We start from the raw sequence: 22571 nt of genomic DNA on the forward strand, positions 1-22571 counted from the left end.
GCCGGGCGATGATCGCATTCGGGCCGATGAGCATCACGCTGCTGATCTGCGCCGCGCAGGGTCTGTTGCTCGCCGGGTTGCTGCTGCGCGCGCGGCAGAACCGTGCGGCCAATCGCTGGCTTGCGCTGCTGATCATCGCGGTGGCGGCGCTGATGACGCCGTACATCATCGGCTATGCCGGCTTTTACGAAAAATGGCCGTGGCTGAGCTTTGCGCCGCTGTCGTACACGCTGGCCTTCGGGCCACTGATCTATCTCTACACCGCCATGCTGGTGGGCGCGGTGCCGGTGCGGATTTGGCCGCATTTCGTCCCGGTTGCTGCGCAGTTCCTTGCCTATGCCGTGGTGTTCCCGTTTCCGCTGGCCACCAAGAACTGGTGGAACGGCGTTGCCCACGAGCCTTTCATCGACCCGCTGCTCGATATTGCCGCGCTGGTGAGCATCGCCGCCTACAGCATCGCGGCCTACCGGCAGTACCGTGCCTACCGGATGTGGCTTGACGACAACCGCACCGACGGGGTGGATTTCGATCCCGGCTGGATTCGCAACTTCCTTGCGGCGCTGGCGCTGATCACGCTGGTCTGGGCGGGATTCCTGCTCGCCAAATGGCTGGACCCCGCGCGCGACTATTTCGATCAGTTTCCGCTCTATGTCGCGTTCTCGGCGCTGGTGCTCTATCTGGGCATCGGCGGATGGCGCAACGCCGACACGGCATTTCCGCAGGCAACCCCTGCCGCGCCGCCCGAGCCTTTGGAGAGCGCCGCGCCGGGGCGCGACTGGGCTGCGCAGGGCAGGCTGTGGCTGGGGCGGATCGAGGCCGAGCATTTGTGGCGCGACCCGGGGCTGACGCTTGCGGGGCTGGCGCGGATCCTTGGCACAAACACCACCTATCTTTCGCGCGGCCTTGGAGCGGCGGCGGGGGAGAACTTCAACGCGATCATCAACCGTCACCGGGTGATCGAGATCCAGCGGGTGCTCGCCTGCGGCGATGATCCGCGCGATCTGCTGACGCTGGCATTTGATGCCGGGTTCAACTCCAAGGCCAGTTTCAACCGCGCGTTCCTGGACATGGCGGGGATGAGCCCCAGCCAGTGGCGGCTCAAATCACAAATACCGCAGGAAATCTGAGTATTGAGGCGCGCCAGGTCGGCGTTCCGGTCAGGACAGGCTGCGTAACCGACCCTTGGAGTGTTCCTGATGCGAAGCCTGACCCTAGCCGCCGCCGCCGTCCTGATGAGCGTACCCGTTGCCCTTGCTGCCGCCCCCGCCGAGCCCTCTGCCGCCGCCATCGCCCAGCCGCGTTATGCCGTGCGTCTGCTCAGCCCCGAAGAGGCGACGCGCGACATTGCCTTGTTCCGCCGCGCGCTGGAGACGGTGCATCCCGGCCTTTACCGCTACAGCGCCAAGGCGCAAATCGATGCCGCGTTCGCCAGGCTCGAATCCGCCACCAGCCGTCCGATCACCGACCTCGCGCTGCATGGCGAGATTGCCCGGCTGCTCGCGGCGATCCATTGCGACCACACCAAGGCGGAAATGTCCGGCGCGATGACCGCGTTCCGCACCGCCAACCCCACCCATCTGCCGCTGCGCTTCCAGCTGATCGAGGGGCGGATGATCGTGGTGTCGAACGATGGGCAGACGGGTGCGCCCCCGGTGGGAAGCGAGATTCTCAACATCAACGGGACCCCGGTGCCGCAACTGCTGCTCAAGCTCGCGCCATTGGTGTCGTATGATGGCACGACCGATCAGGCGATCGCCGCCAAGCTGGCCGACGACAGCGACCTGATGGGCGATGACTTCAACGAGAATTATCCTTCGCTGTTCGGCTTTCCAGAGGCCTGGCAGATCGAATGGAAGCAGGTGGGTAGCCAGAACGCGTCCACCGCAACGCTCAGGCCGATCCGCTTTGCGCAATGGACGGGCCTTGCCGGGCCGGGGGCGAAGTATCGCGGCGAATTCTATAACAGTGTTAGTTGGCGGCTGAACGGCAAGGTCGCGCGGCTGGGGATCGATACCTTCGTCAACTATCGCAACCCGGTGCAGGCCACCGCCTTTCTCAGCGGGTTCTTCGCTGCGATGGAGGAGGCCGGGACGGAGCACCTGATCCTTGACCTGCGCAAGAACGGCGGCGGGTCGGAGGATGTCTCGGTCGCGCTGGGGCGATACCTGATCGATCAGCCGTTCGTCTGGTCCAAGCCGGTGCGATACAAGGCGGTGCGCTATGGCGATCTGCCGCAATATTTCGAGACGTGGGGCGATCCCTCGGCACGCTTCACGCCTCCGCTGACCGATTTCGAGCAGACCCCAGATGGTTGGTTCGACCGAATCCCCAAACAGCGCGACGCGGCGCTCAACGATGGCGATACCACCCTGTTGCAGCAACCGATCGGCGCATTTGGATTTGATGGCCGCCTGACGATCCTGAGCGGTCCGCGCAACGGCTCGGGCGCAACTCGCACTATCGCGCAATTGAAGGACAAGGCCGGGGCGACGGTGATCGGCGAAGCCAGCGCCGGTAGCGCCGAGGGGCCGACGTCAGGATCGATCTTCCTGATGACGCTTCCCGCCAGCGGCATCAAGGTGCGCATTCCCGAAGCATGGAACCGCACGGCGATCTCGAACTTCGTTCCGGGCAAGGGCGTTGCGGTCGATCAGCTGGTCGTGCCGACGCTGGCGGATTTCGAGGCCGGGCGCGACCGCACGATCGGCGTCGCGCAGGGCGCGCTGCCCGCGCGGTCCGACAGCGCGGCACTGGTCGCCAAGGCGCTGGGCGGCGCGTGGACAGGTACGCTCGACTATCGCGACTACAGGAAGGACACGCGCACCACTTTGCCGACGATGATGACAAGCGACGGCCAGATGCTCGCCTGGACCTTCGACGATGGCCCGGGCAAGATCGTCAAGTCCTCGGAAAGCTGGACATTCGATGCGTCGCAGCAGGTGCTCCAGATCAGCAATGGCCGCAATACGCCGGAGGCCTGGCAGGTGGTCGAAGCGCGCATGTCGGCAGATGGCCTGTCGGCGACCGTCGTGCTGGATGGCACCAGCCGCGAAAACGACCGCACTGTCATCGCACGCAAGATCGTCACCCGCGACGGCAACCGGCTGAGGATCACCAAGATGACGCGCGGCGCAGGCGAGCCCTTCGTGATGCGGCAGAGCTACGATCTGCGGCAATAGGCCGATCGGGCTATCCCAGGCGGGGCAGGGCCGCGGCCAGGCGGTCCAGCGCCGCCTGCAGTGTCGCACGCTCCTTGGCGAAGCAGAAGCGCACCAGATGCCCGGGCGCCGCCTCTGCATAGAAGGCCGAAATCGGGATCGCCGCCACGCCTGCCTGGTCGATGATCGCATCGCAAAACGCCACGTCGTCCATTGCCACGCCGGATGCTGCCAGGTCCACAGAGACGAAATAGGTCGCCGCCGAGGGTACGGTCACCAGACCGAGGCCATGCAGCCCGTCGCAGAAAAAGTCGCGCGATGCCTGGTGCTGGTCGCGGGCCATCGCGATCCAGTCGTCCTGGCTGGCCAGCCCTTGGGCCACCGCCCATTGCAGATTGGGCGGGGTGGTGAAGGTGAGGAACTGATGGGCCTTGGCGAGGATGCGGGCAAGCGGCGGGGCGGCGCACATCCACCCTACCTTCCACCCGGTGAGCCCGAAGATCTTGCCCGCAGAGCCGATCTTCACCGTCCGCTCGCGCATGCCCGGATACTGCATCAGCGACCTGTGCTGCGCGCCATCATAGACCAAGGCCTCCCACACCTCGTCGCAGATCGCGATCAGGTCATGCTCGGCGCAGATCCGCGCCAGCAGCGCCAAGTCATCGGGATGCGCGCAGGTCCCCATCGGGTTCATCGGATCGTTGAACACCAATGCACGGGTGCGCGGCGTGATCGACGCGGCGAGCGCCTCCGCATCGATCCGCCAGCCCGACGGGTCGAGGGTGACGAGCCGCGCGACGCCGCCTGCGCGCTGCACCAGCGGCAGATAGGCGTCGTACAGCGGCTGGAACAGCAGCACCTCGTCGCCCGGGCTGATCACCGCCAGCAAGGCCGCCGCAATCGCCTCGGTCGCGCCGGAGGTCACCACGACCTCGTCGGGGCCAAGCTCAAGCTGCTGGTGACGCCGGTACCAATCCGGCACCGCGCCGCGCAACTCGGGGATGCCGACCATCGGCGGATACTGGTTCGACCGCTGCTGCAGCGCGTCGCACGCCGCATCGATGACCGCATCGTTGCGTGGCCCGTCGGGAAAACCCTGTCCCAGGTTGATCGCGCCTGCCGCCCGTGCGCGCATCGACATTGCCTCGAAGATCGTGGTGGGCATGTCACGGTAGATCGGGTTCATCGCTTTTCCTGATGGGCAGGCAGGTGAGCTGCCGCTCCTGGTCGGCATACCGCATTCCAGATGGCCTCAGAATAGCCAATAGATCGAGATCGACGCTGCCAGCCCGACGATGACGTTCATCGGGATGCCGATCTTGAGAAAGTCCGAGAACCGGTAGTCGGCAGCGGCATAGACCATGGTGTTGGTCTGATAGCCGATCGGGGTGGCAAAGCTTGCCGAGGCGGCGAGCATCACGGCCACCACAAGCGGCCGGGGGTCGATCCCCATATTGGCGCCGATGCCGATCACGATCGGGGTCAGCAGCACCGCTACCGCATTGTTGGTCACCGCCTCGGTGAGCAGCGAGGTCAGCGTGTAGACCGCGAGGATCAGCAGGAACAATGGCGCGCTGGTCAGCAACGGTGCCACCGCGCCGACGATCAGATCGACGCTGCCGGCATTCTGGAACCCGGTGCCGATCGCCAGCATCGCGAAGATGAGGACGAGCAGGCTGCCATCGATCGCGGCCCAGGCCTCGGCAGGATCGATGGTGCGGGTGATCAGCACCACCGCCACCCCGATGATGGCAAGGCCCTCGATCGGCATGACACCCAGCGCGGCTGCCAGCACCGTCGCCAGCAGCGTCAGCACCGCGATCGGAGCCTTGGCGCGCCGATAGGGGGTCGCCTTGGCGGTCGAGACCCCGGCAAGGTGGATGTTGTCCTGCAGCTGCGCCAGTTCGGGCGGTCGCGCGGCGATCAGCAAGGTGTCGGCGGCGCGCAGCCGGGCAGTGGGCAGATCGGGGCCCGGCAGGTGCCGCGCGCGCGAAATCCCCAGTATGCGCACGCGCAGCCGCGACAGCATGGGAATTTCGTCGAGATGCCGCCCGATGCTGGGATGGGTGGGCGCGATGGTGGCCTCGTACAGCGTGACGTCTTCGGGCCGCTCATCGCCGTGCAGCGCGAGACCTCCCCCAAGCCCGGCGAGCCCGGTTTCGAACCCGCTGCTGGCGGCGAACGCTGCCAGTTCGTGCGGTGATGCTGCAATCACCAGCCGGTCGCCAACCTCGAGAAACGCACTTTCGAAGCCCTTGCGGCGGAAGCTGCCCTGTCGCTTGAGCCCCAGGATCCGCGCGCGCTCGGGCTTCAGCGCCGATATGTCCTCGATCGCCCTGCCGATCATCTCGGAATCAGGAAGCACCGTCAGTTCGGACAGGCACTCATGCGCCTCGCTGTCGGCGGGCGCGTTTTCGGGGCGGTCGGGCAGCAGCCTGGGGCCCAGCAGCAGCAGCGTCAGCGCGCCGGTGAGCGCGGTGATCAGACCCACGCCGGTAATCTCGAACACGCCAAAGGCCGGCTGGCCGAGCCCTCGCGCCACCCCATCGACCAGCAGGTTGGTCGATGTCCCCACCAGCGTCAGCGTCCCGCCCAGGATCGACAGATAGGACAGCGGGATCAGCAGCCGGGTGGCCGATGTGCCCAGCGTCTTGGCCAGCTTCTTGACGATCGGGATCATGATGATGACGACGGGGGTGTTGTTGACAAAGGCGGCAGCGGCAAGCGTTCCGCCGAACACCTCGACCATGATTTGCCTGGGCTTGCTCTCGGCGCGGCGCAGCAGCAGCCCCATCACCGCCTCGATTGCGCCAGTGCGCACCAACGCTCCCGACAGCACGAACAGCGCGCCGATCGCGAGCGGTGCGGAGTTCGAAAACACGGCGCGGACATCGGCCACCGACACGAACCCCAGCACCATGACCACCGCAGCGCCGGTGACGCCAACAACGACAGGCGGAAACCGCTCGGTCATGAACGCGGCAAATATGGCGAGGAGCAAGGCAAGCCCTATCTGCGCACTGTAGATGTCGACGAACTGCGTAATCGTGTCTAACATGAAGGAAATTCTGCCTTGGTACCATCGCACGCCTTTGCGCGCAGGAGCACCATTGGCCGTGGTATTGCCCGCATGCCAGCACAATCCGTGTATTGAAGGACACCTGCACACATGCAGAGCCTTGCCCATTGCGATTTGGCATCGGCGACGTCGGCAAGGTCCAGAACCGTGCCGGACGCAAGATCTGGTCTTTGCGTCCTTGTATATGGTCACCGCTCTTGGCTAAGCCATGGCCAACACGGATTGCGAGAAGAGACACAGTGAAAAAAGCCAGCGTTACGTCGCATGCCCAAAGTCTTGCGAGCCGATGGGCAGTCGTGGGGCTGGTGATCGGCGTCGCCTTCTTCGTGATCAGCGCAGCCGTGGCGTATCTGAACATCGAGAATGTGCGCGCCAGCGAGCGCGAGATCCGGCGCACGCATGTCGTCCTGACCACGCTCGACGATGTGCTGTCAGCCATGCTCGATGCCGAAACGGGGCAGCGCGGCTATCTGCTCACGGGGCGCGACGCTTATCTCGAGCCCTATTCGGAGGGAGTCGCGCGGGCCGATGACGAGTTGCGCAAGCTTGACGGCCTCACCCGTGCCAGCCCGGTGCAGAAGGAGACCTTCGCCGCGCTGAAAAACCGGGTCATGGCCAGAATGCAGATCATGGCGGACGTTATCGAGCTCCGGCGTACGGGCGGTGTCGAGGCCGCGGTGGCCGCGTTGAACACCGATCGCGGCAAGAATGTCATGGACGATATCCGCGAACAGGTCGCCAGCATGACGCGCGAGGAGCAGCGTGTCCGCGAATCTCGTCTCGTCGCGATGGCCGCCGCCTCGCAGGCGGCGGTCGTCAGTGCTGTCATCACCAGCCTCAGCGGCATTGCCCTGACGATCGCCATCTTCATCCTGTTCATCCGCAACACCCGCAGCCGCGAGCGCCAGCAGTGGCTCCAGGCGGCGCAGGCGGACCTCGGCAAGGCGATGATGGGGGACAAGACCATCGCGGAGCTCGGCGCAGCCATCCTGTCGTTCCTGCACGAGCGGACCGGCAGCCCGGCAGGCGCGCTGTTCAAGGGCGAGGGTGGCAGCTTCCGGCGGGCCAATATGCTCGGCGTGCCCGGTGATGCCGACGTCCCGGTGGAATTCACGCTCAACGAGGGATTGATGGGGCAGGTCGCGGTCGATGGCCGGATCATGGTGCTCAATGATGTGCCGCCGGGCTATCTAACGGTCGGATCGTCGCTCGGTCGCTCGGCGCCGCGGCATCTCGTGATCGCCCCGGCCAAGGCCGACGATGCGGTCAATGCGGTGATCGAGCTCGGCTTTTTCGAACCGGTGGATGATGTCGTGCTCGACCTGCTCGAGGAGGCGTCCGGGGCCATCGGCATTGCGCTGCGCTCCGCACGGTTCCGCGAACGGCTGCAGGACGCGCTCGAGGAAACCCAGCGGCAGGCCAGCGAGTTGCAGGCGCAATCCGAAGAGTTGCGGGTCTCGAACGAGGAGCTCGAAGAGCAGGGATCGGCGCTGCGCGAATCGCAGGCGCGGCTCGAACTGCAGCAGGTCGAGCTCGAACAGACCAACAGCCAGCTCGAAGAACAGGCGCAGACGCTCGAGACCCAGCGCGACGAGCTAGAGCGCGCGAGCGCCACCCTGCAGCTCAAGGCGCGCGAGCTGGAACAGGCGAGCCAGTACAAGACCGACTTTCTGGCGAACATGAGCCACGAGCTGCGCACCCCGCTCAACTCGCTGCTGATCCTCTCCAAGCTGCTGGGCGACAACCCCGATGGCAATCTGTCGGCAGAGCAGGTGCGGTTCGCGCAGACGATCCAGTCGTCGGGCAACGATCTGCTCAACCTGATCAACGACATTCTCGACCTCTCCAAGATCGAGGCGGGGCATATCGAAATCCAGCCAGCATCGGTGCCGATGGACCGGCTGCTGGGCGATCTGAAAAAGGTCTTCCAGCCGATCGCCGACGAGCGCGGGCTGACGCTGGCGCTCGAGCTGTCCGACGACTGCCCGCGGTCGATCCTCACCGATCGCATGCGGGTGGAGCAGATCCTCAAGAACCTGATGTCGAACGCGCTCAAGTTCACCGAAAGCGGCAGCGTGCAGCTGACCGTGGCGTCGGCTGGCGAGGACTGCGTCGCGCTGACGGTCACAGATACAGGCATCGGCATCACAAAGGAGCAGCAGGACAGCATCTTCGATGCATTCCAGCAGGCCGATGGATCGATCAGCCGCAGATATGGCGGCACCGGGCTCGGCCTGTCGATCTCGCGCGAGCTCGCCCGGCTGCTCGGCGGCGCGATCACCGTGGAGAGCGAGGTCGGCGCAGGCAGCCGGTTCACGCTGACCATTCCTGCGACCTACGATCCATCGAAGGTTCGGGTGCGCGACCAGGCGCGCGCCGCGCCGCAGCCGGCAGTGGCCAGCCCGCCACCCGCCCGGCGCCGTCCGGCTGCCAAGCCGCGACCGGCCAGCATAGAGGATGATCGCAACGTGCTCGATACCGGCAAAAGGTTGCTGCTGGTGATCGAGGACGATGCGACCTTTGCCTCGATCGTGTGCGACCTGTCGCACGAGCTGGGCTTCCAGTGCATCGTCGCAGGGACCGCGCAGGAGGCGATCGACATCGCACGCGACTACCAGCCCAGCGCGATCGTGCTCGATATCGGTCTGCCCGACCAGTCGGGGCTGACCGTGCTCGATCATCTCAAGCACCAGGACGAGACCCGGCATATCCCGATCCACGTGATCTCCGGCGCCGACCAGAGCCAGACCGCGCTGGCGCTGGGCGCGATCGGTTATCTGGAAAAGCCGGTGCAGCGTGAAAGGCTGGCCGAGGTGCTCGCCGGGCTGCAGCAGAAGCTCGCATCGTCGATGCGGCGCGTCCTCATCGTCGAGGACAACGAGGTGCAGCGCGACGCGGTGTCGGAGCTGCTCAAATCGCAGGATGTCGAAACCGTGGGCGTGGGGACGGTGGCGAAGTGCCTCGAGCTGCTGCGCAGCGAACCGTTCGATTGCATGGTGCTCGATCTGGCGCTTCCCGATGCCTCGGGCTTCTCGTTGCTCGAGGAGCTCAGCCAGGATAGCGACCGCGCCTATCCGCCGGTGATCATCTATACCGGGCGCGATCTGACCGCAGAGGAAGAGCAGCGCCTGCGCCGCTATTCCAGTTCGATCATCATCAAGGGCGCGAAGTCGCCCGAACGCCTGCTCGACGAGGTCTCGCTGTTTCTCCATCAGGTCGTCGCCGAAATGCCGCCGGAGCAGCGCCGGATGCTCGAAAAGGCCCGGCATCGCGATGCGGCGCTCGAAGGGCGGCGGGTGCTCATCGTCGAGGACGATGTGCGGAACGTTTATTCACTCACCAGCGTTCTGGAACCGCGCGGGGTGATCGCCAAGATCGCGCGCAACGGCCAGGAGGCCCTCGATATGCTGGAGGCTGGTGCCGACGGGGCCGACAAACCGATCGACCTGGTGCTGATGGATGTGATGATGCCGGTGATGGACGGGCTGACGGCGGTGCGCGCGATGCGCAGCAATCCGAAATGGGCCAAGCTGCCCGTCATCATGCTGACCGCCAAGGCTATGCCCGACGACCAGCAGAATTGCCTCGATGCGGGGGCCAACGACTATATGGCCAAGCCGATCGACGTCGACAAACTGTTGTCGCTGGTGCGGGTATGGATGCCGCGCTAGTGACCAGCTCGATCGAGGACATCGAAATCCAGCTGCTGCTGGAGGCGCTGTACCAGCATTATCACTATGATTTCCGCCATTACGCCCGCGCATCCATCAAGCGTCGGCTGCTGCAGGCGCGTGCGCAGCTGGGCTATGGCAGCATCTCCGAGATCCAGGCGGCGGTGCTGCGCGATTCGACGCTGCTGCCGCGCCTGCTCGATTTCCTCACGGTGCAGGTCAGCGAGATGTTTCGCGATCCGTCCTATTTCCGCGCGCTGCGCGAGAAGGTCATCCCGCACCTGCATACTTATCCCTCGCTCAAGGTCTGGGTCGCAGGGTGCAGCAACGGCGAGGAGCTCTATTCGCTCGCCATCCTGTTCCACGAGGAGGGACTGGCCAAGAAGACGATGTTCTATGCCACCGACATCAACCCGACCGCGCTCAAGGCCGCGCAAGCCGGGGTATATTCGCTTGATCGGATCCGGCTTTTCACCGAAAATCATCAGGCGTCGGGTGGGCGTTCATCGCTGTCCGATTATTACACCGCCAATTACGGGCGCGCAGTGTTCGACAAGTCGCTGTGCAGCCAGGTCGTCTTTTCCGACCACAGCCTGGTCACCGATGCCGCATTCGCAGAGATGCACCTGATCTCCTGCCGCAACGTGCTGATCTATTTCGACCGAGAACTGCAGGACCGTGCCGTCGGGCTGTTTCGCGACTCGCTCGCGCGCAGGGGATTCCTGGGGCTCGGGTCGAAGGAGAGCCTGCGATTCTCCTCGCACGCCGATGCCTTTGCCGATTTCGTGCGCGAAGAAAAAATCTATCAGCGGACCGGTCCATGACCCGGGCGATCGTCATCGGTGCGTCGGCCGGCGGGGTGCAGGCGCTGTCGTCGATCCTCACCGCCTTGCCGCCGCATTTTGCATGCCCGATTCTGGTCGTCCTCCACGTTCCGCAACGCAATGACAATCTTCTGGTCGAATTGTTGCGGGCAAGATGCCTTTTGGAGGTTAAGGAGGCAGAGGATAAGGAAATGCTCCAGCAAGGAACGGTCTATTTTGCTCCTCCCGGCTATCATCTGCTGCTCGAGAAAAACATGTCGATTGCCTTGTCTTCGGATGAACCCGTCAATTACTCGCGCCCGGCCATCGACGTGCTTTTCGAAACCGCTGCAGATGCTTTGGAACGCGACGTGACAGCCATCATTCTCACCGGCGCCAATCATGATGGCGCCGAGGGTCTTCGCGCGATCGGCGCGGCGGGCGGGACTGCCATCGTTCAGGACCCGCAGACCGCCGAAGTTGCCACCATGCCGCTTGCCGCGCTGGCGGCCTGCCCGGCGGCCAAGGCGATGAGCATCGACGAGATCGTCTTGCACCTGCGGCAGGAGGCAGCGTGATGTCGATGGCTGAAGAACCGGTCCGCATCCTGCTGGTCGATGACCTTGAGGAAAACCTGATCGCGCTCAATGCGCTGCTGCGCCGCGAGGGGCTGAGCTGCGATACCGCGCGCAGTGGCGAGGAGGCGCTCGAGCTGCTGCTGGTCAAGGACTATGCGCTGGCGTTTCTCGATGTCCAGATGCCCGGCATGGACGGCTTCGAGCTGGCCGAGTTCATGCGCAACAGCGAACGCTCGCGGCACATCCCGATCATCTTCGTCACCGCAGGCGCAGGAGACGGCACGCGGCGGTTCAAGGGCTATGAGGCCGGTGCGGTCGATTTCATCCAGAAGCCGATCGAGGCCGATATCCTGAGGTCCAAGGCCCGCGTCTTCCTGGAGCTCTATACCCAGCGCCGGCAACTGGCGGCGCAGCGCGATGAACTCGCCGCGCTGACCGAATCGCTCAAACAGGCTGACATCCAGAAGAACCGGTTTCTCGCCGTTCTGGGGCATGAGTTGCGCAACCCGATCATGGCGCTCAACGCCGGGCTGATCATGCTCGAGCGCAAGAAAGGACAGCCGGTCGAGGGTGAAATCCGCACCTCGATGAGCCGCTACCTGACGCATATGACCCGGCTGGTGGAGGATCTGCTCGATATCTCGCGGATCGAGCAGGGCAAGATATCGCTGCAGCGCGAGCGGGTGGACCTGAACGACGTGCTGGCGTTCGCGGTCGAAACATCGCGGCCGGCGATCGACGAGGCAGGGCACAATCTGCATGTGGAGCTTCCGCCGGGACCGGTGCTGCTCGACGCCGATCACGCCCGCATGGCGCAGATCATCGGCAACCTCGTCAGCAATGCCGCCAAATACACGCCGGCGGCAGGCGAGATCAGGGTGACTGCGCGGGTCGAGGACGGGACCGCCTGGATCGAGGTCTGCGACAACGGCATCGGCATCGCGCCCGATCAGCAGGACCGGATCTTCGGGATCTTCGAGCAGGCCGATGTCAAGGGCAAGGTCAAGCAGGACGGCCTCGGGATCGGGCTGGCGCTGGTCAAGCAGCTGGTTGAGCTGCACGACGGCACCATCCGGCTGAAACACAGCGCGCCCGGGGAAGGCAGCACGTTCGAGGTGTGCCTTCCCACGGTGGAATGATGCCGGGCGCCGCTGGCGCTATGCCCCAGCCGGCGAACCAGCGTCCTGATTTTCCGGAATATTGATCGGCGTCGCGGCGCAAACGGTACGCAGCGCCTGTTTGAGCCCTTCCTCGATCGTCGGGTGATAGAAAGGCATCTCGAGCACCTGCGTCGCGGTCATCTTCTGCTGGATTGCCCACGCCAGCAAATGGCCCAGATGCTCCCCCGCCGGGGCAACCAGATCCGCGCCGATCAGCACACCGTCGGGTGCGGCTGCGTACAGGGTGAGAGCGCCTTCGTTGCGCGCCTCCACCCGCGCGCGGCCCTGATCGGTAAAGTCGGCGGTGCCGCTCACCGCGCCATCCTCCTCCGCCTTTCCGATGGTCACGACCTGCGGATCGGTGAAGGTGATGCTGAACGGCACATAGCGATCGGTCGGGACCGGCGCCGGATAGGCCGCCGCGTTGCGTCCCGCAATCGCGCCATCATGCGATGCTTCATGCAGAAGGGGCAGATCGGCAGCGACATCGCCTGCGAGGAAGACGTTGCTGTCGCCGCAGCGCATCGTCGCGCGGTCGTGACACGGCACGCCCTTGTCATCAAGATCGAGCCCGGCTTTGTCGATGGCCAGCCCGTCGAACACCGGCGGGCGGCCCACCGCGACCAGCACATGGTCGAACACCGCCTTGCCCTTGCTCTTGCCGCTCCAGCGCATGGTGACGCCGTCCTTGGCCGGTTCAGGCGTGGCATCGACACCCAGGTGCAGATCGATATCGCGCGCGATGATCGCTTTGAGCGCCTCGTGCACGCGCGGGCAGCGCAGCTTCGCCATGGTTTCGGACTTGTCGAACAGCGCGACCTTGACCCCCAGCCGGGCGAAGGCCTGCGCCATTTCCAGTCCGATCGCACCTGATCCGATCACCGCGAGCCGCGTTGGCAGAGCCTTGAGCTCGAATACGGTCTCGTTGGTCAGCGCACGGTCTCCCAGCGCGGCAAACGCATCGGGCAGAGCAGGGCGCGAGCCTGTCGCGATGACGATCGTCCGCGCCTCGATCGACCGGCCATCGTCCAACTGCAATTTGCCGGGTGCGGTGAACCTAGCCCGCCCCCTGATGCGGATAGCGTCAGGGATTTTCTCGATCGACTTTTGCGTCGATGCCGCGAAGCGGTCGCGCTCCTTGCGCACCCGCTTCATCACCGTTGCGCCATCGACGCTGACCTCACCGACATCGATGCCGAACTGGCTGGCGCGATCAACCGCGTGGCGTGCCTTGGCTGCCGCGATCAGCAGTTTCGACGGCATGCACCCGACATTGGCGCAGGTCGTCCCGCTGAAGTCCGGGTCGATCAGAAGCGTCGATACGCCATTGGCGCGCGCAGCCCTTTCGGCGGCGAGGCCGGCAGTGCCGGCCCCGATCACCACGACGTCACAGCGCAGTCTGTCCTGCTCGCTCATGCAACCAGGATGGCCTTGGCGTTGACGAACTCTTTGAAGCCCTCATCGCCATGCTCGCGGCCATAGCCCGAATCCTTCACCCCGCCGAACGGCATGTCGGGCGAAGCGACGTTGAAGTTGTTGATGAACACCATGCCGGTATCGAAATGCCTGGCAGCCAGCTCCTTCGCCCGCTCGGTGTCGCGCGAAAAGATTCCGCCGCCCAGGCCATAGCGGCTGTCATTGGCGATGCGCATCGCGTCCTCGTCGTCCTTGGCGCGGATGATCGATGCGGCGGGGCCGAACAGCTCGTCGTCATAAGCAGGCTGGCCGGGTTCGACATCGACCAGCACCGTGGCGGGATAGAACCAGCCCTTGCGATCGGGAATCTCGCCACCGGTCAGCACGCGCGCACCCTTGGCGACGCTCTTTTCGACCTGATCGTGCAGCGAGTCGCGCTGGCGCTTCGAGACCAGCGGGCCAAGCTGGGTGTCTTCGGCAGTCGGATCGCCCATCTTCAGCGCTTCGAACTGCTGGACATAGCCCTTCACGAACGCGTCGTAATTGGCGTCGGTGACGATGAAGCGCTTGGCGTTCACGCAGGTCTGGCCGTTGTTGTAGATGCGGCCCTGCACGCAGGTCTTGATCGCAAGATCGATGTCGGCATCGTCGAGCACCATGTAAGCGTCGTTCGAACCGAGCTCGAGGACGGTCTTCTTGACCACCGACGCTGCCTTGGCTCCGACCGCGCGGCCGGCCTTGTCGCTGCCGGTCAGCGTCACGCCGCGCACACGCTTGTGTTCGATGACACGGTCCGACTGGTCATGATCGATCACCAGCACGCCGAACAGACCCTTGGGCAGCCCTGCGCGCTCATACACATCACGCAGGAACAATCCGCTGCCGGTGGAGCTTTCAGCATGCTTGAGCAGCACGCCGTTGCCCGCCATCAGGCTGGCAATCGAATAGCGCACCGCCTGATAGGCGGGGAAGTTCCAGGGCTGGATGCCGTAGATGACGCCCAGCGGGGCATGGGTAACATAGCCTTCGCCATTCTGGACCTGTCGCTTCTGGTCGGCGAGCGCTTCGGGGCCCTGCTTGGCGGTGTATTCGCAGATCGATGCGACCAGGTCGACTTCCTGCAGGCTGTCGCGCAGCAACTTGCCGACCTCGTCTGTCATCAACTGCGCGAATTCGTCTTTCGACGCGCGCAATTCATCGCCAATACGGCCGATCACCCTGGCGCGCTCTTGCAGGCTCTGCATCCGCCAGTCGAGAAAGGCGCTGTGACACGCTTCGATCACGTCGTTCGCCTGCGCGTCGGTCATGTAGGTGTAGGTCTCGATCGGCTCTTCGGTCAAAGGGTTGATCGTCTCGAAACTGCGTTCGCTCATAGTTTTGGTCTCCAATGGACGGGGGTGGTACGGCCGGGTCAGCCGTAGGTGGCGCGGTGGCTGTCGAGCGTTTTCTCGACATCCTTCAGCGCGCCGAGGAATTCGTTTTCCCAGCCGCCGGGGGGCAGCTGGCGTACCGCCGAGTGCGCCGCGCACACGACTGGTGTATCGGCCCAGCTTTGCGCGCGCTCGCGCGCCCAGCCGGCGTAGTCATCGGCGGCACCGCTGCGCTTCTGCAGCGCCTTGGCGAGCATCGGGTGAAAGCGCAGCTTGGCTTCGGGCAGCACCGCGCTCAGGATGCCGGGGGGTTGAAGCACGTTGATCGTGTCGTCGACATGGACGATCCGGCTGGCGCGGTGGCGCACCAGGACCGAGGCGACATGCACCTTTTCGTCGGCACTGATGAAGTCGACGCCCTGCGGGATCGAGAACTCCAGGTCGCTCGCAAATTCCGCCTGGGTGGCGGCGTCCTCGATCACCGCCTGATCCCAAGGGAGATCGGGCAACTGCGCGAGGTGCCGCCGCGTTCCGATCAGCCGTGCGCCCGGCAACGCATCGATCAGCGCGGTACAGTGCAGCGTGTGGAACGGGTGGACATTGATGATCGCATCGACCAGCCGCCCTCCATCGGTTACCTCGATCAGCTGGGCGCGATCCGCGTCATCCAGCGCATAGCTGTCGAGCGCCACAAACCGCCCGCTGGCCCGGCGGACCAGCGACATATGGGTTCCGATATCGATCAGCTTGGCGATCTTGAACGAGCCGCGGAAATTCCAGTAATCGTCATGTAGCCGGTTCACTGGCGCTCCAATCCTTGCTGCCCAACGCATGCAAGGACTGTTACGAGTCTGGCCCGCCCCGGTTCCGGACCCGGCGCTTTTGCCGGGATTTGCCGGGACCAGGATTCGTGCCGGGCCCGACGTGCGGGTCGGCGCGCCTAGAAGCTCGAGGCGATAGTGAGGCCATAGGTGCGCGGGTCGCCCGGCTGTCCGGCGATCAGCCCGGTATTGCCGCCGGTGTTGGCCGCGAGCTGCTCGAAATATTCGACGTCGAAGGCGTTGCGCACCCAGGCGAAGAGATTGAGCCCGTCATCGGTGCGATAGCCCAGCCGGAAGTTGCTGAGCGCATAGCCATTGATGTCGGTGTAGATCGAGCGCGAAGGGTTGGAGGAGAATTTCGAGCGATAGTTGCCGTCAAACCCGGCATAGGCAAAGCCGTCGAGCCCGAAGACCGACACCGGTTCGTTGTACTCGAAGCCGTAAGAGAACGCCCAGTTCGAGATGCCGGGCAGCCACTGGCCCGAAATGTCGCAGTTTGCCGGGCTCAGCGCGCCGGGGACGCCTGGCGCTCCGGGCACCTGCGTACCGGTCACCGTGGTGCCGCCCGCGAGCTCGGGCGGGCATGGTGCATCGACGAAACGGACATATTCGTGATCGGTATAGGCGCCGCTGACATAGGCGTTGAACCGATCCGTCGGACGCACGCTGAAATCCGCCTCGATCCCGCGCACCCGCACCTTGCCCGCATTGGCGAGATAGCCGCGCAGCACGCCCAATTGGCCGTTGTTGACCGTCGCCTGATAATCGCGGATCTCGGTCCAGAAGCCCGCGAGGTTGAGCGTCGCGCGGCGGTCCCAGAACTGGGTTTTCAGGCCGACCTCGAAATGGTCGACCTTCTCGGGTTTCACCGAACCTGCCGCGAGCAGCGGATTGCCCGCCGCGTCGTTGGGAACGCCCGAAAGGTTGATGCCGCCGGTCTTGAAGGCCCTGGCATAGGTCGCGTAGGCGCGGATATCGGGGGCGATCCGGTAGGACAGCGTCAGGTCATAGGACAGGTTCCAGTCGGAGAACTCGGGCTCGAAGAACTGCGGCGCCAGCACCCCGCGCTGTGCGACAATCCACGGATCGTTGGCGAATGGCCCGTTGAAGCTGACCAGCTGGCGAGTGCCGTTCGAGGCTGTGCCTGTGACCACCGAGTCATAGGACCCGGTCTTCTTGTCGTAATTGATCCTGACACCCGGCTGGATCGTGAGATCATCGGTGACCTTCCAGCTGAGCTGACCGAACGCGGCAACGCTGGTGTTCTTGAATCCGATGGTGTTGTTGGCGACCAACCCGTTGAGCACGGCCGGGTTGCCCGCGAGCGCGCTGGTGGGCGCAAGCAGCCAGCGGCTGGCGGCGGTGCCCTGTTCCTGGATCCCCTGGGTGTCGATGGTCTGGTAGAAGCCGAACACGCCTGCGACAAAATCGATGCGGTCGCCTAGCGATCCGGCATAGCGCACCTCCTGTGTGAACTGCTCCTGCTGCGAGGGGTTGTTGACCTTGAGCGTGATCGGCAGGCCGGTGAAGTCGCGGTCGTTCGACGGGGTCCAGTCCCAGAAGCGCCAAGCGCTGACCGAGGTCAGAGTGCCAGGGCCGACATCCCATTCGATTTTGAGCGATGCTCCACCCAGAATGCTCCTGGCGCTCAATTCGGCATCGACATCGGTCACCCGGTCGAAGGCATCGAGGCTGGGCGGGGCATAGCCGAACGCGGCCGACAGCGCGGGGAACTGGCGGTTGGCCGGGCGCTGGGTGCTGCCGTAGCGCGCATAGATCTGCGCGCAGCATTCCGGGTTCTGGCGGTTGTAGTCGCCTGCAAGTGTCACCCTGAGGGAATCGCTCGGCTTCCACAGCAGCGAGCCGCGAAGCCCCAGATTGTTGAGCTCATTGACGTGCGTGCCGGTGGCGACGTTGAAGATCGTGCCGCGCCGGTCGGTGGTCGCAACTCCGAAGCGGACCGCCAGAGTACTCGACAGCGGACCGGACACCGATGCCTTGGCCTGGCGGAACTCGAGATTGCCCGCGGTGACCTCGGCGCGGCCTTCGAAATCGAAGCTCGGTTCCTTCGAGGTGATGTTGATCGCGCCGGCGGTGGTGTTCTTGCCGTAGAGCGTGCCCTGCGGCCCGCGCAGTGTCTCGACCTGCGCGATGTCGAGGAAGTCGAGCGTCGCCACCGCGACCCGGCCGACGAAGACATCATCGATATAGATGCCGACGCCCTGCTCGATGCCATCATTGGTCAGGCCGAATGGCGCGCCCAGACCGCGGATGTTGATCGCCGAGTTGCGCGGGTTGGAGGAATAGAACTGCAGGCTGGGCTGAAGCTGCGTCAGGCGGCTGACATTGAAGCTTCCGGTGTTGTCGAGCGTGGTCACATCAACCACCGACAAGGCGATCGGCACGTCCTGCGAGGATTCCTCGCGGCGGCGGGCCGAGACGATGATGACGGTTTCGGGCTGCTGTTCGGCCTCGGCGTCTGCTGTATCGCCCGGGGCTTCGGCGACATCGCGATCAGAGGCGAGCACTGGCGACTGTGACGCTAGTGCGACGGCAAGCGCGACAACAGACGCGCGCGCGGCAAGGGTAATGGACATTCGGCAGGACTCCCAGGGGTGGAAGTGCTTCCGGTTGTCCGGTCGGCACGGCAATTTGGTTGGTGGTTGGTGGTTGGTGGATGGGGGGTCGGGGCTTCAGGAAAATGCCGTTCCGTTGTCCCGGTCTCGGCATTCGCGGCGTGTGCCCGTCAGGAGAAACGCTGGCGTTCGGTCACGTCCATCTGCACCAGCCTGCCGTCATGCACGGTCAGCACGACCGCGCCGAAGCGCAGTCTGGCGATGGCTTCGGCAATCGCGGAAAGCGGGACTGCTAATTGCGGACCGGTATCGGCGCGCGCGGGTTTGCTAGGAGGCATGGGGCGAAACTCCTGTGAAATCTGGTGCGGACCGGCTGCATGCAGCATGGCCCGCGGAGACATGACTAATCTCTACCATTTTGGTTGGCAAGATAGTTTTTGTTGTCCCGACCGCTATTGCGCCCATGCGTTGCGTTCAGATGTCGATCCGATGCTTGAGGCATCCCCGCCCGGCGATGGCAAAAGCCTCCTCGCTCAGTTGCGGGCAGCGTCCAGATGGGCTTGCAATGCCTGCGCGGACTCGGCCGATGGCGTCCAGCTGGCTTGGAACACCCCGCCGGTGCCGAACAGCGCCGCTGCAATCCCGTCTGCTCCATGGCTGGCCCAGAGATCGGCAAGCTGCGCGGCCATCGGGTCGTCGACCGGTCGTGCAGCGCCAGACACATGCTGTATCCACGCGGCAAGCGCCTGCAATGTGGCGGGCGTGCTGCGTCCCGCCTGCTGATTGATTGCCAAAGGTTCGAGCCAGCGCTGCGGGATCTTCTGCGATCCATCCATCGCAATCTGGATCAGGCGGTGGGCAAGCGCACTGTTGGCAAAACGCGCGATCAGCGCATCGGCATAGGCGCCAAGGTCGATGCCCGAATCCGGGGGCAGGGTAGGAGCGGCCTCGCTCCGCATCAGCGTCTCGATCAGCCCGGCAAGTTCCGGATCGGCGATTGCCTGATGGACAAACTCATGACCGCGGGCGAGACCCAGATACGCCAGGGCCGAGTGCGCGCCATTGAGCATCCGCAGCTTGGCCGCCTCGTAATGGCCGACATTGGGGACAAGCTGCGCGCCCACCGTCTCCCAGCGCGGGCGGGGCCCGGCAAAGTCGTCCTCGATCACCCATTGGCTGAACGGTTCGGTGATCACCGCGCCGCGGTCATCCAGACCGACCGAGGCTGCGACACGCTGCCGATCGTCGTCTATCACCGCAGGCACGATCCGGTCGATCATCGTGCCGGGGCAGCGGCAAGTCCGGGCAAACCACTCGGCCAATGCAGGGTCGGTGTCGGTCAGATAGTCGCTCATCAGCCGCGCCAGCCGCGCGCCGTTGTCGGCCAGATTGTCGCAGCTCAGCAGCGTCAGGCCCGGCAGCCCGGCTGCCTTGCGCCGCGCAAGGCCGGCTGCGACGAAGCCATATATGGTTTGAGGGGGCCCTGCTGCGCTGGCGTCGGACACGATGGCGCGATTGGCGCGATCGAGCGATCCATCGGGGCGGCGGACATAGCCCTTTTCGGTCACGGTAAAGCTTATGATGTGCGTGTCGGGCGAAGCGATCGCCTCGATCACCGCCTGCGGATCCTGCGGCGCGACAATGACACTCGCGACACTGCCGATGAGCCGCGTGACCGTCCGGTCCGAAGACCTCTCGGTCAGCGTGAACAGGCCGTCCTGCGGATTGAGCTGTTCGGCGACATCGGCGGAGCGCAATGACACGCCGATGATCCGCCAGTCGCCGTCGCCCGCCGCCATGGCATCGTCGGTATAGACCGCCTGGTGCGCGCGATGGAACGCGCCGATGCCGAAATGCACGATGCCCGCCCGCTGGCGTGCAAAGTCATAGCCCGGGCGGGCAACGGCCGGGGAGAGCGAGTCCAGCGTTTCGAGTGAAAGCCTCACAGCCGGTACGCCTTCTTCGCCAGCGCATAAGAGAGGTCGTGTGCCAGTTCTGCCGCTTCCCATTCCTCCATCCGGTGTTCGGCGACCAGGGTCGCAAGGAAACCGCAGTCGACCCGTCGGGCGACATCATGCCGGGCGGGGATCGAGAGGAAGGCGCGGGTGTCGTCGTTGAAGCCGACGGTGTTGTAGAAGCCCGCGGTCTCGGTCATCGACAGCCGGAAGCGGCGCATGCCTTCGGGGCTGTCGTGGAACCACCAGGCCGGGCCGAGCTTGAGCGCGGGATAGTGCCCTGCGAGCGGGGCGAGCTCGCGCGCATACACCGTCTCGTCGAGCGTAAACAGGATGATGGTGAGATCGGGGTTGTTGCCGTGCCGCGCCAGCAGCGGGCGCAGCGCATGGACATAGTCGGTGCGCATCGGCATGTCGGCGCCCTTGTCGCGGCCGAAACGGGCGAAGACCTGCGGGTTGTGGTTGCGCAGCGCCCCGGGGTGGATCTGCATGACCAGACCATCCTCGACGCTCATGCCCGCCATTTCGGTGAGCATCTGCGCGCGGAAAAGCTCGGCATCCTGCGGCGAGACATCTGGGCGGATGACGCGCGCGAACAGCGCATCGGCCTCTGCCCGGGACAGATCCGCCGTCAGGGCCGTCGGATGGCCATGGTCGGTCGATGTCGCGCCATGCTTGGCGAAAAACGCCCGGCGCTTGCGGTGCGCGGCCAGATATCCGGCATAGCTGAACGTATCCTCTCCGGTCAGTTCGGCAAAGCGCGCCAGATTGTCCCGAAAGCCTTCATATTCGGGGTCGACGACCGGGTCGGGACGATAGGCCGTCAGCACCCGGCCGTTCCAGTTGCTGTCGGCAATCGTTCGGTGATGATCGAGCGTGTCGAGCGGCGATTCGGTAGTGGTGATCACCTCGATATTGAACCGTTCGAACAGGGCGCGTGGGCGGAATTCGGGTGTAGCCAGCGCACCGGTGATGCGGTCGTAATACAGATCGGAGGTTTCGGCGGTGAGCTGCACGTCAATCCCGAAGCCCTCGGCGAACACCCAGTCGAGCCACATGCGCGAAGGCGTGCCGCGAAACAGGTGATAATGGCTCGCCAGTATGCGCCAGGCCTCGCGCGGATCGACCGCGCGGGCGGCATCGACAGACACCGGTGTCAGCCCAAGAGCTTCGAGCGGCACCCCTTGGCTATAGAGCATCCTGAAGACATAGTGATCGGGCTGCAGCAGCAGTTCGCTGGCATTGGCGAAGGGCGCGTTCTGGGCAAACCATTGCGGATCGGTATGCCCGTGCGGGCTGATGATCGGCAGCGTTGCGACATGATCGTAAAGCCTGCGGGTGATGGCCCGGACTTCGGGGTCGGCGGGGAACAGGCGGTCGGGGTGCAGGTGAAGCGGGCGCATGGAAATCCTCAGAGCTTGACGGCGCGCGCAGAGCGCTCGCGGGTGGTAGCGACATTGCGGCGACCGGCCTCGACGGCCTCCTCCTCGGCCGCGAACAGCAGATGGTCGATGACGGATGCCATGTGTCCGCGCATGGCGGTGCGCGCTGCGGCGGGGTCGCGCGCGCGCAGGGCATTCAGCATCGCGCGGTGCTCCTCGACCACCGGCTGGATATTGGCTGTGCGCGCTTTTGCGAGCAGCAGGCGCGCTTCCATCAGCTCGAATCCGGTCACGGTAAAACCTGGCGCATCGGTTTCGGACGGCAAGGAGCGGACATAGCCCGCCGATCCGGTGCGGACCTCGATCATTCCCTGCACCTCGAGCGCGATCATCGCCTCGCGCACCGCAGGGCGGCTGACGTTGCACTGGATGGAAAGCTCGCGTTCCGCAGGCAAGCGGTCGCCCACGGCATGGCGCCCGGGCGCGAGTTCCGCGAAAAGCTGCCAGGCGAGCTTCTGATAGAGCCGCTCGCGCCCTTCTGCCAGCTCAAGGCTCGCTTCCTTATGGGTCGTGCCATCACAAACTCCTTCTTGGAGGTGTCT

General features: G+C 64.8%; 16 protein-coding genes. 6 read left to right on the forward strand and 10 right to left on the reverse strand.

Annotated features, from left to right (window positions below):
* Nucleotides 1-8 precede the first annotated feature (8 nt).
* Nucleotides 9-1127 (forward strand): helix-turn-helix domain-containing protein, encoded by a 1119-nt coding sequence (locus tag B5J99_RS09665; protein WP_162892541.1) that lies wholly within the window; start codon nucleotides 9-11, stop codon nucleotides 1125-1127.
* Between the two features lie 69 nt (nucleotides 1128-1196).
* Nucleotides 1197-3179, forward strand: a complete 1983-nt coding sequence (locus B5J99_RS09670; protein ID WP_162892543.1) for a S41 family peptidase — start codon at nucleotides 1197-1199, stop codon at nucleotides 3177-3179.
* Nucleotides 3180-3189: 10 nt separating this feature from the next.
* On the opposite strand, the gene B5J99_RS09675 is transcribed toward B5J99_RS09670, so the two are convergent.
* Together B5J99_RS09675 and B5J99_RS09680 are read right to left on the reverse strand one after the other, a co-directional pair.
* Nucleotides 3190-4344, reverse strand: a complete 1155-nt coding sequence (locus B5J99_RS09675) for an aminotransferase (protein ID WP_117352289.1) — start codon at nucleotides 4342-4344, stop codon at nucleotides 3190-3192.
* Between the two features lie 66 nt (nucleotides 4345-4410).
* Nucleotides 4411-6216 (reverse strand): SLC13 family permease, encoded by a 1806-nt coding sequence (locus B5J99_RS09680; protein WP_117352290.1) that lies wholly within the window; start codon nucleotides 6214-6216, stop codon nucleotides 4411-4413.
* Nucleotides 6217-6476: 260 nt separating this feature from the next.
* Here B5J99_RS09680 and B5J99_RS09685 point away from each other — a divergent pair, with 260 nt between their 5' ends.
* Genes B5J99_RS09685 through B5J99_RS09700 form a run of 4 tightly spaced genes read left to right on the forward strand, consistent with a single transcriptional unit; the run spans nucleotide 6477 to nucleotide 12428 of the window.
* Nucleotides 6477-9908, forward strand: coding sequence for a response regulator (locus B5J99_RS09685; RefSeq protein WP_162892544.1), 3432 nt, complete (start codon nucleotides 6477-6479; stop codon nucleotides 9906-9908).
* Entirely contained in the window at nucleotides 9893-10732 is an 840-nt protein-coding gene (locus tag B5J99_RS09690; RefSeq protein WP_117352292.1) for a CheR family methyltransferase, read from the forward strand. The genes B5J99_RS09685 and B5J99_RS09690 overlap by 16 nt, the downstream gene beginning before the upstream one ends.
* On the forward strand, nucleotides 10729-11289 hold the full coding sequence (locus B5J99_RS09695; RefSeq protein WP_117352293.1) for a chemotaxis protein CheB: 561 nt from the start codon (nucleotides 10729-10731) through the stop codon (nucleotides 11287-11289). Before B5J99_RS09690 ends, B5J99_RS09695 begins: the two co-directional genes overlap by 4 nt.
* Entirely contained in the window at nucleotides 11289-12428 is a 1140-nt protein-coding gene (locus tag B5J99_RS09700; protein WP_117352294.1) for a hybrid sensor histidine kinase/response regulator, read from the forward strand. Before B5J99_RS09695 ends, B5J99_RS09700 begins: the two co-directional genes overlap by 1 nt.
* A gap of 18 nt (nucleotides 12429-12446) precedes the next feature.
* On the opposite strand, the gene B5J99_RS09705 is transcribed toward B5J99_RS09700, so the two are convergent.
* The 8 genes from B5J99_RS09705 to B5J99_RS09740 all read right to left on the reverse strand — a co-directional run bounded on the left by B5J99_RS09705 (nucleotide 12447) and on the right by B5J99_RS09740 (nucleotide 22436).
* Complete coding sequence (locus tag B5J99_RS09705; RefSeq protein WP_117352295.1) at nucleotides 12447-13865, reverse strand: dihydrolipoyl dehydrogenase; 1419 nt, start codon at nucleotides 13863-13865, stop codon at nucleotides 12447-12449.
* Nucleotides 13862-15238 (reverse strand): NAD-dependent succinate-semialdehyde dehydrogenase, encoded by a 1377-nt coding sequence (locus B5J99_RS09710; protein WP_117352296.1) that lies wholly within the window; start codon nucleotides 15236-15238, stop codon nucleotides 13862-13864. The genes B5J99_RS09705 and B5J99_RS09710 overlap by 4 nt, the downstream gene beginning before the upstream one ends.
* Nucleotides 15239-15276: 38 nt before the next feature.
* A complete protein-coding gene (locus B5J99_RS09715; RefSeq protein WP_117352297.1) occupies nucleotides 15277-16038 on the reverse strand; it encodes a hypothetical protein in 762 nt (253 codons plus the stop codon).
* A 137-nt stretch (nucleotides 16039-16175) separates the two neighbouring features.
* Nucleotides 16176-18653, reverse strand: a complete 2478-nt coding sequence (locus B5J99_RS09720; protein ID WP_117352298.1) for a TonB-dependent receptor — start codon at nucleotides 18651-18653, stop codon at nucleotides 16176-16178.
* Between the two features lie 149 nt (nucleotides 18654-18802).
* Nucleotides 18803-18970 (reverse strand): YezD family protein, encoded by a 168-nt coding sequence (locus B5J99_RS09725; RefSeq protein ID WP_117353444.1) that lies wholly within the window; start codon nucleotides 18968-18970, stop codon nucleotides 18803-18805.
* Nucleotides 18971-19165: 195 nt separating this feature from the next.
* Nucleotides 19166-20578 carry a mannitol dehydrogenase family protein gene (locus tag B5J99_RS09730; RefSeq protein WP_245991587.1) on the reverse strand — a complete coding sequence of 471 codons (1413 nt, stop codon included), beginning with the start codon at nucleotides 20576-20578 and terminating at the stop codon, nucleotides 19166-19168.
* The gene (uxaC, locus tag B5J99_RS09735; RefSeq protein WP_211337810.1) at nucleotides 20575-21990 is read right to left on the reverse strand and encodes a glucuronate isomerase; all 1416 of its coding nucleotides are present in this window, start codon (nucleotides 21988-21990) and stop codon (nucleotides 20575-20577) included. The genes B5J99_RS09730 and uxaC overlap by 4 nt, the downstream gene beginning before the upstream one ends.
* Before the next feature lie 8 nt (nucleotides 21991-21998).
* The gene (locus B5J99_RS09740) at nucleotides 21999-22436 is read right to left on the reverse strand and encodes a FadR/GntR family transcriptional regulator (RefSeq protein ID WP_425456393.1); all 438 of its coding nucleotides are present in this window, start codon (nucleotides 22434-22436) and stop codon (nucleotides 21999-22001) included.
* Nucleotides 22437-22571: the final 135 nt, after the last annotated feature.

The organism is Blastomonas fulva, assembly GCF_003431825.1.
Classification (GTDB): Bacteria; Pseudomonadota; Alphaproteobacteria; order Sphingomonadales; family Sphingomonadaceae; genus Blastomonas; species Blastomonas fulva.